This window comes from Hydrogenophaga intermedia, from assembly GCF_023715105.1.
Taxonomy (GTDB): Bacteria; Pseudomonadota; Gammaproteobacteria; order Burkholderiales; family Burkholderiaceae_C; genus Hydrogenophaga; species Hydrogenophaga intermedia_A.
Genome location: NZ_JAMBNO010000024.1, coordinates 1 through 14,016, shown reverse-complemented (window position 1 = coordinate 14,016; position 14,016 = coordinate 1). Strand labels below are relative to the sequence as shown.

11 protein-coding genes are annotated in these 14,016 nt (G+C 69.1%); 7 read left to right on the top strand and 4 right to left on the bottom strand.

The window, feature by feature from the left end; translation table 11 throughout:
* Positions 1-19: 19 nt before the first annotated feature.
* Entirely contained in the window at positions 20-2,011 is a 1,992-nt protein-coding gene (locus M3149_RS18845; protein WP_251711033.1) for a bifunctional metallophosphatase/5'-nucleotidase, read from the bottom strand.
* A gap of 116 nt (positions 2,012-2,127) precedes the next feature.
* Here M3149_RS18845 and dcd point away from each other — a divergent pair, with 116 nt between their 5' ends.
* The 3 genes from dcd (at position 2,128) to M3149_RS18830 (ending at position 5,189) form a co-directional block, all read left to right on the top strand.
* On the top strand, positions 2,128-2,694 hold the full coding sequence (gene dcd, locus M3149_RS18840; protein WP_251711032.1) for a dCTP deaminase: 567 nt from the start codon (positions 2,128-2,130) through the stop codon (positions 2,692-2,694).
* 52 nt (positions 2,695-2,746) lie between these two features.
* Positions 2,747-3,631 carry a KPN_02809 family neutral zinc metallopeptidase gene (gene ypfJ, locus M3149_RS18835; protein ID WP_251711031.1) on the top strand — a complete coding sequence of 295 codons (885 nt, stop codon included), beginning with the start codon at positions 2,747-2,749 and terminating at the stop codon, positions 3,629-3,631.
* A 106-nt stretch (positions 3,632-3,737) separates the two neighbouring features.
* On the top strand, positions 3,738-5,189 hold the full coding sequence (locus M3149_RS18830; RefSeq protein ID WP_251711030.1) for a DEAD/DEAH box helicase: 1,452 nt from the start codon (positions 3,738-3,740) through the stop codon (positions 5,187-5,189).
* A 15-nt stretch (positions 5,190-5,204) separates the two neighbouring features.
* Here the strand turns inward: M3149_RS18830 and M3149_RS18825 are convergent, their stop codons facing one another.
* A complete protein-coding gene (locus tag M3149_RS18825) occupies positions 5,205-6,041 on the bottom strand; it encodes a symmetrical bis(5'-nucleosyl)-tetraphosphatase (RefSeq protein WP_251711029.1) in 837 nt (278 codons plus the stop codon).
* A 9-nt stretch (positions 6,042-6,050) separates the two neighbouring features.
* On the opposite strand from M3149_RS18825, the gene M3149_RS18820 reads away from it, so the two are divergent.
* Positions 6,051-7,373: a hemolysin family protein gene (locus M3149_RS18820; protein WP_251711028.1), complete on the top strand. Its 1,323-nt coding sequence runs from the start codon at positions 6,051-6,053 to the stop codon at positions 7,371-7,373.
* Between the two features lie 5 nt (positions 7,374-7,378).
* Here the strand turns inward: M3149_RS18820 and M3149_RS18815 are convergent, their stop codons facing one another.
* On the bottom strand, positions 7,379-9,652 hold the full coding sequence (locus tag M3149_RS18815) for an ATP-dependent DNA helicase (protein WP_251711027.1): 2,274 nt from the start codon (positions 9,650-9,652) through the stop codon (positions 7,379-7,381).
* Between the two features lie 25 nt (positions 9,653-9,677).
* Here M3149_RS18815 and M3149_RS18810 point away from each other — a divergent pair, with 25 nt between their 5' ends.
* The 3 genes from M3149_RS18810 (at position 9,678) to M3149_RS18800 (ending at position 13,827) form a co-directional block, all read left to right on the top strand.
* A complete protein-coding gene (locus tag M3149_RS18810; protein ID WP_251711026.1) occupies positions 9,678-10,388 on the top strand; it encodes a hypothetical protein in 711 nt (236 codons plus the stop codon).
* A gap of 157 nt (positions 10,389-10,545) precedes the next feature.
* On the top strand, positions 10,546-11,784 hold the full coding sequence (locus M3149_RS18805; protein ID WP_251711025.1) for an FG-GAP repeat protein: 1,239 nt from the start codon (positions 10,546-10,548) through the stop codon (positions 11,782-11,784).
* Positions 11,785-12,249: 465 nt separating this feature from the next.
* Positions 12,250-13,827 (top strand): FG-GAP repeat protein, encoded by a 1,578-nt coding sequence (locus tag M3149_RS18800; RefSeq protein WP_251711024.1) that lies wholly within the window; start codon positions 12,250-12,252, stop codon positions 13,825-13,827.
* A 62-nt stretch (positions 13,828-13,889) separates the two neighbouring features.
* On the opposite strand, the gene M3149_RS18795 is transcribed toward M3149_RS18800, so the two are convergent.
* Positions 13,890-14,016 (bottom strand): integrase core domain-containing protein (locus M3149_RS18795; protein WP_251711062.1); only part of this gene is annotated, 127 nt, incomplete at its 5' end.

Below are 14,016 nucleotides of genomic sequence, written 5' to 3'. Positions count from 1 at the left end.
GCTCGCGGATGAAGTGTCTTCAGGGCAGGGCTTCGGCGCGCAGCGAGAGGTTCTGGATGCGCGTGTCCTGGGCCGCCGGGGTGTCGGCCTCGGCGTAGGGGGTGGCGCGCGGGTGGGTGGCGATCAGGAAATCGGCCAGGGCCTTTTGCTCGCTGCCCGGCGCGGTGAAGCCGCTGCCCACCAGCAGGTTCACGCGGTTGGGGGCCGACAGCCCTGCGAACGGGTAGCCGTCGCCGCCATCGGCCAGGAAACCGAGCGTGACGAGGCGGTAGGCGGTGCCGGGCGCCACGGCGAGCGCACCGGCGCTGTAGACCACCTCGGGCGTGTTGATCGGGCCGCTGCCGTCCGGGTCGTCCACAACCAGGGTGCGAATGCGCGAGCCCGCGGGCTGCGCCGGGTCGTAACTGAAGCGCAGGCCTGCCACCTGCGGGAAGCGACCCTGGTTGCCGAGGGCGGCCACGCCGTGTTCGAGCAGTGCCTTGAGCTCTTCCGCGGTGACGCTGAGCACGCTCAGACCGTTGTTGAAGCGCAGCGCGAACTCGATGTCGAGCTGGGAGATGTCGCCGGCCTGTTTGCCCACGCCAGCGTTGGCGCGCGTGGGCCCCTTGGTGCCGCTGGTGGCACCGGGCGCGATGTCGAAGGCGCCGATCGAGGCGCGGATGCCACCGCCGTTCTTGAGCGAGACCGCGGTGGACGGCTCGCCATTGGCCCGGGCGTAGCGCAGGTTGGCCTGGGCGCTGAGATGGCCGAGGTTGGTCTCCTCGTTGCGCACGAAGCTGCGGTCACCTTCGAGGTACACGCTGGCGGCGCCGAAGAGGTTGCCGTCCTTGGCGGCGATCACCGCGGCGATCTTGTCGGCGATGGTGACCACGCCCGCCGTGGCGTTGGCCAGGCTGGTGCCGGCGCGCGACAGGCCGTCGCTGTCGGTGGCCCAGGCGCCGTTGAGGGCGGCGTCCAGGCGGGCGGGGATGATGCGGCCCGCGCCGTCGAACGGCAGCACGATGCGCCCGAGGTACTTGTAGTCGGCGTCCACGTTCACCACCAGCACCGGTTCGCTGGTGGGCGAGGTGTAGCGCAGCGGATAGGTGCCCTGGCTGGTGTCGCCGGGGCGGATGCGGTCGTCGGCGTCGAACAGGCGGGTGTTGGAGCCGCCCGCCACGATCAGGTCGACCCCGCGCAGGCGCGTGGCCAAGGCCTGCTCCACGCTGATCTGCTGCATGTGCGCGAGCAGGATCACCTTGTCGATGCCGGTCGCGGTGAGTGCGTCCACCTTCGGCTGGATCTCGGCCGCCAGGGCATCGATATCGGTGCCGGCCGGGCGCACGGTGATGTTGCCGGTGGACGTGATGCTGGCGAGCGTGGGCGTGGTGGCGCCCACGATGCCGATGCGCTCGCCATTGACCGTGATCACCGTGCTGCCCGCCAGGCGGTTGGCCTGGGTGGCAGCGTCGCCGCCATCGGCCACCACGCGCGCGTTGAGGTTGCTGTCGGTGCTGAAGTCGAGGTTGGCCGAGAGGTATGGGAATTGCGCGCCGCGCCAGCCGCCACCGGCGTTGATGAGCGCGTTGAAGAAGTTGGTGCCGAGGTCCAGGTCGTGGTTGCCCACGGCCGACGCCTGCAGGCCCATGAGGTTGAGGATCTCGATGTCGCCGCGGCCGGCGCCCGCCGCACCCAGTTCGGGCGCGAGAGAAGCGTCGTCGGACGCGTTGAAGAACGGCCCCGGGATGAAGTTGTCGCCCGAGGACAGGAACACCGTGTTGGACGGGTAGGCGGCGCGGAAGGTGTTCACCAGTGCCGACAGACCCTTGGAATTGGTCACCAGGTCCCCGCCGCTGTCCATGTCGGCCACGTGCAGCACCTGCAGCGTGAAGGCGGCGGCAGGCGCCGGTGGGCTGGCGGGCGAGGGCGGCGCGGCGTCGCTGCCGCCGCCGCAGGCGATGAGCAAGGCAGAGGCCAGGGTGGCGGCAAGACTGGTCATGGCGCGACGGCGCAAGCTGGAGTGGGGCGTCATGGTGGCAGAAGCGAAGGTTGAGGACGCGCGCAGTCTTGTGGCGCCCCATGTCACTCGCGTGTAGGCCCGATGACAACTCGGGTAAGGCGCCGCGCTGCTGCCTACAATCGCGCCCCATGAGCATCAAGAGCGACAAGTGGATCCGCCGCATGGCCGAGCAACACGGCCTGATCGAACCCTTCGAGCCCGGGCAGGTACGCCAGGTCGATGGCCGGCGGGTGATCAGCTACGGCACCAGCAGCTACGGCTACGACATCCGCTGTGCGCCCGAATTCAAGGTGTTCACCAACATCCACAGCACGGTGGTCGACCCCAAGAACTTCGACGAGAAGAGCTTCGTCGACTTCCATGGCGACCACTGCATCATCCCGCCCAACAGCTTCGCGCTGGCGCGCACGGTGGAGTACTTCCGCATCCCGCGCAACGTGCTCACCATCTGCCTGGGCAAGAGCACCTATGCGCGCTGCGGGATCATCGTCAACGTCACGCCGTTCGAACCCGAGTGGGAAGGCTACGTGACGCTGGAGTTCAGCAACACCACACCGCTGCCGGCCAAGATCTACGCCGGCGAGGGCTGCGCCCAGGTGCTGTTCTTCGAGAGCGACGAGGTCTGCGACGTGTCCTACAAGGACCGCGGCGGCAAGTACCAGGGCCAGGTCGGGGTCACGCTGCCCAAGGCCTGAAAGCTGGCCTACCATCGCGCCCATGCCGGTCCACCGGCCCAGGAGGCGCGCGATGAAGTGGGAAAACAACCGGCAGTCCGACCAGATCGAAGACCGCCGCAACAGTCCGGGTGGCGGGCGCATGCCGCGCATCGGCGGCGGGCGGGGCATCGGGCTCGGCACCATCGTCATCGCGCTGATCGCGGGCTGGCTGTTCGGGATCAACCCGCTCACCATCCTCGGCGCGCTCGACGGCGGCGGCCTGCAGGCGCCAGCCCCTGTCGAGCAACAGCAAGGGCAGACCGGAGCGCCTAACGACGAGATGGGCCGTTTCGTGGCGGCGGTGCTGGGCGGCACCGAAGACGCCTGGGGCCCGATCTTCCAGCAGGCCGGTGTGCAATACCAGAAGCCGCGCCTGGTGCTGTTTCGCGGTGCCACGCCCACGGCCTGTGGCACCGGGCAGTCGGCCATGGGGCCGTTCTACTGCCCGGGCGACCAGAAGGTCTACATCGACCTGAGCTTCTACGACACGCTGCGCCGCCAGCTCGGCGCACCGGGTGACTTCGCGCAGGCCTACGTCATCGCGCACGAGGTCGGCCACCACGTGCAGAACCTGCTGGGCATCACCGACCAGATGGAGCAGGCGCGCCGGCGGGTGAGCGAGCGCGAATACAACGCCCTGTCGGTGCGACTGGAGTTGCAGGCCGATTGCTTCGCCGGCATCTGGGCGCACCACAACCACAAGACGGGCGGCGTGATCGAGCCGGGTGACGTGGAGGAGGCGCTCAACGCCGCCGCGGCCATCGGCGACGACGCGCTGCAACGCAAGAGCCAGGGCCACGTGGTGCCCGACAGCTTCACCCACGGCACCAGCGCGCAGCGCCAGCGCTGGTTCCACAAGGGGCTGGAAACGGGCGATGTCCGCGCCTGCGATACCTTCAAGGCGGCGACACTTTGAGCGTTCCGGTGGGTGTTGGCGCCTCAAAACGGCCCGGATGCGACAATAGCGGGCTAATTCGTGGTCTGCCCTGGCGTTGCCGGGGTGGGTCACCCACCGACCCGACATGACCCAAAGCTTCTCCGAACTCAACCTCGCGCCGGCGCTCGCGAGGGCCGTGGCCGAAATGGGCTACGAGACCATGACGCCCATCCAGGCCCAGGCGATCCCGCAGGTGCTCACCGGGCGCGACGTCATGGGCGCGGCCCAGACCGGTACCGGCAAGACGGCGGCTTTCAGCCTGCCGTTGCTGCAACGCCTGCTCAAGCACGAGAACGCCTCCACCTCGCCCGCCCGCCACCCGGTGCGCGCGCTGGTGCTGCTGCCCACGCGCGAACTGGCCGACCAGGTGGCCGAGCAAGTCAAGCTGTACGCCAAGTACACGCAGCTGCGCAGCACCGTGGTGTTCGGCGGCATCGACATGAAGCCCCAGACCGCCGAGCTCAAGAAGGGCGTGGAGGTGCTGGTGGCCACGCCGGGGCGCCTGCTGGATCACATCGAAGCCAAGAACTGCGTGTTGAACCAGGTCGAGTACGTGGTGCTCGACGAGGCCGACCGCATGCTCGACATCGGCTTCCTGCCCGATCTGCAGCGCATCCTCTCCTACCTGCCCAAGCAGCGCACCACGTTGCTGTTCTCGGCCACGTTCTCGCCCGAGATCAAGCGCCTGGCCAACAGCTACCTGCAGGACCCGATCACCGTGGAAGTGGCGCGCTCCAACGCCACCGCGTCCACCGTGGAGCAGCACTTCTACCGCGTCGACGACGACGACAAGCGCGCCACGCTGCGCCAGATCCTGCGCGAGCGCGATCTCAAGCAGGCGTTCGTGTTCGTCAACAGCAAGCTGGGTTGTGCGCGCCTGGCGCGCTCGCTTGAGCGCGACGGCCTCAACACCACCGCGCTGCACGGCGACAAGAGCCAGGACGAGCGCCTGAAGGCGCTCGACGCGTTCAAGCAGGGCACCGTCGATCTGCTGGTGTGCACCGACGTGGCTGCACGTGGGTTGGACATCAAGGACGTGCCCGCGGTGTTCAACTTCGACATCCCGTTCAACGCCGAGGATTACGTGCACCGCATCGGGCGCACCGGCCGCGCCGGGGCCTCGGGGCTGGCGGTGTCGTTCGTCAGCGCGCGCGATACCCGGCTGGTGGCCGATATCGAAAAGCTGCTGGGCAAGAAGCTTGAGATCGAGGCGCTTGAGCTCGAAGCCGACCGCCGTCCGGCGGGCCGCTTCAATGACGGCCAGCGCGCGTGGCAGCGGGGCGACGAGCCGGCCGGCCGTGAGCAGCCGGTGCGCGAGGCACGTGCGCCGCGCCCACCCGCAGCACCGCGCGCACCCCGCGCCCCGGCCGACCCGTTGTTCGACCAGCCCTACGAGGCCAAGGCCAGCGGTGACGCACCGCCCGCGTGGGAGACCGCGCAACGCAGCGCGGCACCGCGCAGCGTGTCGCCCAACATCAAGACGCGACGCAAGGTGCCCGCGCTGTTCAAGGCACCCAGCCCCGCCGAGGGCGGCTGAGCGAGAGCGGGCGCTTCAGTCGGCGCCCGGCGCCTGCGCCTGCGCACAGCGCACCTCGATGCATTCGAACTCGCCACGCACCGTGCCGATGCGCGCTGCGGTGAGGCAGCCGCCCCAGACGCAGCCGGTGTCCAGTGCCAGCAGGTTCGGCTCCCGCAGGCTGCCCAGCGTCGACCAATGGCCGAATGCCACGGGCACGTCGGCCGTGCGTCGGCCGGGCACGGCGTACCAGGGCAGGTGGCCCTCGGGCGGCGCGGCCGCGGCGCTCTTGGTGGCGAACTCCATGGTCCCGTCCGGCGTGCAGAAGCGCAGCCGCGTGAACGCGTTGACGATCAGGCGCAGCCGGTCGGCACCGTCGAGCGTGGGCACCCAGCGCGCGGGCGTGTTGCCGTACATGCGGTGCAGGAAGTCCACCCAGTCGGGCCCCTGCAGCACGGTCTCGACCTCGTGGGCGAGTTCGAGCGCGTCGGTGGCGCTCCATTGCGGCAGCACGCCCGCATGCACCAGCAGCCAGCCGCGCTCCATCAGCGCGAGCGGGCGCTGGCGCAGCCAGTCGAGCAGGGCATCGCGGTCGGGCGCGGCGAGGATCTCTTGCAGCGTGTCGTGGCGGTGCGGCTTGCGCACGCCGTGGGCGGTGGCCAGCAGGTGCAGGTCGTGGTTGCCGAGCAGCGTCTGCGCGCTGTGCCCGAGCGCCATGATGCGGCGCATGGCGGCCAGCGAAGCGGGGCCGCGGTTGACCAGATCGCCCATCACCACGAGGCGATCCCGGCTGGGCGAAAAGCCCACCGTGTCGAGCAGTCGACCGAGTGCCTCGTCGCAGCCCTGCACATCGCCTATCAGATACAGTGACATACAGGCATTATGGATATTGTCCTGATCGTTTTTCTCACCCTGCTGAACGGCGCGTTCGCGATGTCGGAGCTGGCGCTGGCCTCCAGCCGCAAGGCGCGGCTCAACGCCATGGCCGAGGAAGGGGACAAAGGCGCCAGCACGGCGCTGGTGCTGCTCGAGAATCCCACGCAGTTCCTCTCTTCGGTGCAGGTGGGCATCACCTCCATCGGCATGCTCAACGGCATCGTGGGCGAGGCCGCGTTCAGCGACGACCTCGGCCAGTGGTTCCTCGGCATGGGGCTGGACGACACCACCTCCAGCGTGCTGGCCACGGCCATCGTGGTCACCGTGATCACCTTCATCACCATCGTTTTTGGCGAGCTGGTGCCCAAGCGCATCGGCCAGCTCTACCCCGAAGCGGTGGCGCGCTGGGTATCGCGCCCGATGGCTGCGGTGGCCACCGGCGCGAAACCATTCGTCTGGTTGCTCACGCACACCACGCAATGGATGCTCAAACTGCTGCGGGTGGACAACGCTGCGGCGCAGGTGGTCACGGAAGAGGAGATCCGTGCCAGCCTGGCCGAAGGCCTCGATGCCGGCATCATCGAGGCGCAGGAACACCGCATGGTGCGCAATGTGTTCGGCCTCGATGAGCGCCAGATCAACTCCATCATGCTGCCGGCCTCGGAGATCGAATGGCTGGACGCGCGCGACGGCGTCGACGAGGCCCTGCGCAAGGCCTGGGGCAGCGGCCATTCCTGGTATCCGGTGTGCCGCAACGGCCTGGAGGACGTGGTGGGTGTGATTCACGTGCCGCAGCTGCTGGCACTGCAAGCGCGCGGCGAAGCGGGGCCGATCGGCGAACACGTGGAGCCGGCCGTGTTCGTGCCGGAGACGCTCACCGGCATGGAACTGCTTGAGCAGTTTCGCGCCCGTGCCACGCGCATGGTGTTCGTGGTCGACGAATACGGCGTGGTGCAGGGCCTGCTCACGCCGCGGGACATGCTCGAGGCCATCACCGGAGAGCTCTCACCCGAGCGACCGGTGGATGCGTGGGCGCGCCAGCGCGAGGACGGCGCCTGGGAGATCGAGGGCGCGATGCCGGTGGCCGAGCTCAAGTCGCGGCTGGAGATCGACGCCTTCCCCGATGAAGACCGGGGCCGCTATGCCACGGTCGCTGGCCTGATGCACGCAATGGCAGGCACCCTGCTGCAGCGCGGTGAGCACGTGGACGGCGCGGGCTGGCGCTTCGAGGTGCTCGCGCTGGATGGCCGGCGCATCGACCGCGTGCTCGTCACGCGCCCACCGGCGCCGGTGGATGCCGACAGCGAATTCAACGGCGATGACGGCTGAGCGGTTCAGCCCAGGCCCCACCAGGCGGGCAGCAACGCGCGCACCTCGGCGTCGGCAAAGCGGCGGTCCAGCAGCAGCAGAGCGCCGCGGTCCTCGGGCGTGCGGATGAGCCGGCCCGCGGCCTGCACCACCTTGTGCAGGCCGGGGATGAGGTAGGCATCCCGCCAGCCGGCGCCCCCGGCCTTTTCCAGCCGCTCCCGCAGCGCTTCGGTCAGCGGATCGGGCGGGGGAAGGCCCAGCGTGGCCACGCTCACGCCCACCAGCCGCTCACCCGGCAGGTCGATGCCCTCGGCGAAAACGCCGCCCAGCACCGCGAAGCCCAGGCCCGTGTCGCCCGGCGTGAAGCGCGCGAGGAAGGCCGCGCGCGCCGCCTCGTCCATGCTGCGCGCTTGTGCCCACACCGGCACCTCGGGGGCCGCGGCCTGGAAGGCGGCCAGCGCTTGCTCGAGGTAATCGAAGCTGCTGAAGAAGGCCAGGTGCTTGCCAGGCGTGGCACGCACCTGGGCCACCAGCTCATCCACCAGCCGCGGCAGCGTGCGCGCGCGATCGACCCAACGCGTGGACAGGCCGTGCGCAATGCGCACCGACAACTGCGTGGCACTGAAGGGCGAGGGCACGTCGATCTGCGCGGTGCGCTCGTCGAGTCCGAGCAGTCGTTGCGCGTGGGCCATGGGGGCGAGCGTGGCCGAGAACATCGTGGCCGCGTGAGCAGCGGCCCAGCGCGGGCGCAGCAGCTCGGCCGGCAGCAGGCAGCGCAGCGCCAGCCGCGGGCGCGGACGACCGCGGCGCGCAGCGATGCCGGGGCTGCGTTCGAACACCGAGTGCGTGCCGAAACGATCGGCCACGCGCAGGAAGTGCAAGGCCTCGAACAACCAGGGCTGCAGTGCGACGCCCGCCTGCGGGTGCTGCGCCAGGAAATCGACAAGAACGCTCACATGGCGTCGCAAGGCGTGCACGAATTCGCCGGGCAGCTCATCGCCGATCGTGGTGTCGCCAGCCCAGTCGCGCGCCAGAGCGCCCCAGGCACGGTGCAACGCGTTCATCGTTACGGTCAGCGTGCGCGGTGCCTGCGCGCGCCAGGCCGCAAAGCGCATCGGATCGAGCTCGGCGCTGTACATCGCACGCGCGCGCTCGACCAGGTTGTGCGCCTCGTCGATCAGCAACTGCACGCGCCAGCCCTCGGCTTGCGCCATGGCCCACGCCTGTGCGTTGAGGTCGAACCAGTGGTTGACGTCGCCCACCACCACGTCGGCCCAGCGCTGCATCTCCTGCGCCAGGTAGTAGGGGCAGATGCCGTGCGCCAGCGCGATCTCGCGCAAGGCTTCGCGGCCGAGAAAGCCACGCTGCACGGCAGCGCTGCGCGCCGCAGCCAGTCTGTCGTAGAAGCCGCGCGCCAGCGGGCAGTCTTCGCCATGACATGCCTTGTCGGGATGTTCGCAGGTCTTGTCGCGCGCCATGCGTTCGAGCACACGCAGGGGTTGTGCACCGAGTGCGCGCAGGCCGTCGAGCGACACGGTTCGCGTGGTGCCCTTTGGCGTGAGCACCAGCAGTTGGTCGCTTGCGTTGAGCGGCATGGCGCGCAGCGCGCCGAACAGCGTCGCGGCTGTCTTGCCAATGCCCGTGGGCGCTTGTGCCAGCAAGTGCCGTCCGGCGCGTTGCGCGCGAAACACCGCTTCGGTGAGTTCACGTTGGCCGGCGCGATAGCCATCGAACGGAAATGGCAATCGCGCCAGCGCGGCGTCGCGTGCGCGCCGATGCTGCTGCTCCTGATGCGCCCACTGCGCGTAGCGCTCGCACAGCGCCTGCGTGTGCGCGGCCAATGCCTCGCGTGTGCAATGCTGCGTAAGCATCGTCTCGCGCGCGCTGTCGACGTCAAAGTAAACCAGCGCCACCTCGATCGTGTCCAGCGACTCGGCTTCGCACAGCAGCCAGCCATAGACCATGGCCTGCGCCCAGTGCAGGGCGCGCTGGTTGTCGGCGACGAGTACCGGGTCGCCACGATGCGTCTTGATCTCCTCGATGCGCTGGGCCAACGGATCCCATCCGTCGGCGCGACCCTGCAGCCACAACCCCGCGCAAGCTGCTGCCAGCGTGCGCTCGCGCTGGTAGTGCGCGGGCCGGCGCGCCGTCACCGTGGCATGCCCCTCGATGCCGGCCAGTGCACTGGGCGCCGGCGTGAACCGGTGGTCCAGGTCGCCCACACGCGCGGCGAACGCGCACAGGCTGCGAACACCCACGCGGGGCAGTTCGTCGGCAGGATCGGGTGGTCTCGGGGTCACAGCGCGAGGCATCATACGGGGCGTGATGGACGCCTTGCCCCTGACCCGGACGCACCACCAGCGCTTGCGCGAAATGCATCGCTCGGCCGGCTGGCCCTGCCACGATGCGATCGAGGTCGACCTGCTCGCCAGTGGGTTTCTTGAACGGCATTTCGACGCCGTCGGCCGCGAGACCCTGCGAGTCACAGACGCCGGCATCACTTTGCTGGCACACGCACAGCAGCGAAACCGTGCCCGGCGCGAGGCGCACGAGCAACTGGTATGGCGCGTGGCGCAGGCCCAGCGCCGCGAGGGCCGGATTGCCTGGTGCGGCCTGTCGCTGCGTGCACCGCTAGCGCGCGACGATGGTGGCAATGAGTGGGTCCTGGCCAGCCCCGATGTGTTCTCGATCCGTCGCAGTTCGCGTGCGGACTGGCTCGAGCCCGTGGTGCACGAGATCAAGGTCAGTCGAGCCGACCTGCGTGCCGATCTGCGGCGCGAGAACAAGCGAAAGGCCTACCTCGGCATGGCTGGCGCGGTGTGGTACGTGCTTGGGCGCGACGCGCGAGGCCGCGCCATCGGCGACGCCGGGGACGTGCCCCCCGAGTGCGGCGTGCTGCTTGAAGCACCTGAAGGCTGGCAGGTGCTGCGCGATGCGCCGCGGCGTGCGGTGCCTGCCCTGCCGCACCACGTATGGCTCGCGCTGGCGCAAGCGACGCCGGTGCCCGCCGACGAACCGCTGCAAGCCTTGCTCTGACCTGGGCTGAGTGCGTTCGCCAGCGTGACAAATGTCACTGCCAGGACGACGGCGCGCGGCTTCTAGCGCCATTGCGGTATGGCGAGCCATGGGTTGGCTCGCGAGGATGCGCGTTTGTGCCTGCGCAGCCCCGTCCAAACACGTTACCGCTTTCCTCATGACTCCCATCTCGCTTCGGGCACTGATCGCCCTCAAGTTGCTCGTTCTGGTTGCCCTCTGGTCGTTCGGTTCGGCCCGCACGGCGGTGTCGTCGCCACCCGGCGCCTTGGCGCGGGTGCAGTCGCACAACGGTGATGGCGGTGATCTGTTCGGCTCTGCGGTGGCGCTGTCGCGCGACGGGCAGGTGCTCGTGGTCGGCGCCGACCTGGAGGCCAGCCGCAGCAGCGCTGACGGTGCCGACAACGCGTTGCCTGGCGCAGGAGCGGCCTATGTGTTCCAGCGCGATGGGGATGGCTGGCGCCAGATCGCCTACCTGAAGGCATCCACGCCCACGTCCGGCGGTGGCTTCGGCTTCGCGGTCGCCGTGTCCGACGACGGACAGACGATCGCCGTCTCTGCGCCTTTCGAGCCGGGTGCAGGGCTGGGCAGCGTGCATGTGTTCCGGGGCAGCGGGTCGCAATGGACCCCGGTGGCCCACCTGCAGGCGCCCGAGGGCGTCGAGCGCTTTGGTGTCGATATGGACCTTTCGAACAGCGGTGCGGAGCTGGCCGTGGCGGCGGTGGGTCCGGCCGCGCAAGCCCAGGCGCATGTGTTCACCTGGCGCGCCCGTCGCTGGGCTCTGGACGGTGTGGTGACGCACCGGGCTGCGGACGGTGCCGAAGTCGTTCCCCGCGTCGCGCTCGCGGGCCACGGTCGCCTGCTGGCCCTGGCCAACGGGGCCACGGCGGTGAGATTGTTCGAACCCGCTGGCGACGGCTGGGCGCTGGCGCTCGATGCCCTGAGCCCGCCTCCCGCGGAGCACGACCCGGCGCTCGCGCTGGCCTTCTCCGCCGACGGGCAGACGCTGGCCGTGGCCCATGCGCAGGGCCGCATCGACGTGCACGCGCATACCCCAGCCACAGGCTGGACACCACAGGCCCATCTGCGGGCGGCCCCTGACGCCCCCGCGCTGGGGCAGCGCCTGACGCTCTCGGCCGATGGCGGCACCCTGGCCGCGATCGCCGCGGGCGACGCGGCAACGATCTACCGTTTTCGACGCCAGCACGGGCAGTGGCAGGCCATGACGTCGCTGCTGCCCGGCCCATCGCACGATCGGCCCTTCGGCTCGGCGATCGCACTGTCGCCGGACGGCAGCACGCTGGCCGTGGGTTCGCGCTTCGAACCCCGCAGCCGCTGGCCCTGGCCCATGGCGCCGTTGCCCGCCGCTGGCGCAGTGCACTTGTTCTCCCCCGCCTGATACGTGCACTGGCACGGGCACCACGCCCGATGTCGGCCCGGCTGCATCGGCCGTACAGCCGGCCCGTCCTAGAACAATCTCACGATGGGCAGACGCAGGTTGCCCCCCTATCGTGGGGCCATGCAACGGAGTGCGGACATGAACGTTTTCATCGGGTGGGCAAAGGGCAGGCACCTTGCATGGCTCGTGGCCGTGGCCCTGTTTGCAGGGTGTGGCGGGGGCGGTGAAGAACCGACGGGCACCGCGTCCGCGGGCGCTGGTTCGGGTCTGAACACGGGCGGTACAGGCGGTAGCGGTGGCACAGGTGGCACAGGTGGCACAGGTGGCACAGGTGGCACAGGTGGCACAGGTGGCACAGGTGGCACGGACACCGAACCACCGCCTTGGACCGCCACGCTCACGGCGCTGGCGAACCGGTCCCTGCGCATCGATTGGGACGCCTGGAGCGGTGCCACCCGCTACAGCGTGGAAGGCGACCGCGATGGTGATTTCGGGCCCGCGTCCATGGGAATCCTGACGTCGGTGGATGCGCCGACACAAACCCACGCCTTGTCAAACCTGAGTCTGGCCGACCTGCTGCACCAGACCTTTCGCGTGCACCCCTGCACCTCGACGCTCGCAAGTTCGTGCACCGTCACCGCCGACCTCAAGGTGACCGGCAATCTGGCCACTTCCATCGAATCGATCGCCGGCCTGGGCATGGCCCAGCGGGTGGCCGTGGAGTCGATGGCCTACGCGAGGCGCGACGTCACCCGTGAGATTCTGGTGCTGGGCATTCCCGAGGCCAACGGGACTGCGGGCATGGTCAAAGTGTTCACGCGCGACAGCAGCAACGCATGGGTGGCCTTGCCCAGTCTCACCAAGGGCGCGGGCGCGGTGGGTGACCGTTTCGGCCACAGCCTGGCCCTTTCGCAGGACGGCCGTTGGCTGGCAGTGGGTGCTCCCGGCGACGACACGGTGCCGGACATCCCCGGTGTGCAAGCCCACGACGCCGGCGCGGTGTACTTCTACGAATTGCAGCCGGACAACGTGCTGACCTTTCGCAGTGTGATCTATCCACCCAACCCCGGACGTGACGACGCGTTCGGCAGTGCCCTGGCCATGGACGCGATAGGCCAATTCATGGCTGTGGGCGCGCCGTTCGAAGACAGCAAAGCGCAAGGCAGCTTCAACGCCACCGATGCCGTGGATCAGTACGCTGACGCCAGTGCGTCCACCGAAGGGTATGACTTTGGTGCGGTGTACGGCTTTGTGCGCATTGGCACGGCGTGGGCGCTGCAGCGTTATGTGAAGCCCGTGAATACCCTGGCAGGTGCATCGCCGGACGCTCGCTCGCGCAGCTATTTCGGGTCCTCCATCGCGTTCAGCGGTGTGGGTTCGCACATGGCGGTGGGGGCGCCCGGCTCGTCGCGCGGCGCCGCCAATGGCGGTTCGGTCCAGGTGTTCCAGCGTGATGCGTCCTGGGCGTTTCAGTACGAGGTGTACCCCAGTACCGATGAAAGCACCTGCGTCAACCAAGCCGCATCGCCAGCACCGACCCAGCGCCGCTTCGGTGCGGCGGTGTCCCTGAATCGCGTGGGAGACCTGCTCGCCATCGGCGATCCCGGTGCTTCTGCAGAGGGTGTGCCGGAGGCCGGGATCGTTCATCTGATGTCACGCGCCGGCACCACCTGGATGTGCCATACCACGCTGAATGCCGAGAATCCCGCGAGGTACGCCCGCTTCGGCAGCGTGGTCGCGCTGAACGGTCCGGACGGACAGCACTTGTCGGTGGGTGTGCCTGGTGATCGCAGTGCCCTGGCGGGCTTGCAACGGCCTGCGGAAACAAGCGCTGACACCAGTGACAGCCGCGCCGGATCGGGGTCGGTCTATCGGTACCAGTACGTCGCGAGCGAGTGGAAGCTCAAAGCCCGCTTGAAAGCTCCCACCCCCACCATCGACGCCCGCCTGGGCCTGTCTCTCGCCGTTGATCGCGAAGGCGATTTCATCGCCGTCGGGTCGGAAGCCCGTGACGATCTGGGGGGCGCCATCTTCATCTACTGAACGCGCTGCAGCGCCTTGAGCGGCCAGTCCGCTGCGGCGCAGGCGCCGGCGCTGGCTGCGACCTAGGTGTTGAGTTGCAATAGGTTATTCCCACCGAGGCGGGAAGCCGGAGGGCGATGACCGAGGGCCGAATGAGGCCTGCGGGTGTTGTAGTAGCTCAAGAAGGATGGAAGCCAGGCGGTGCGCTCT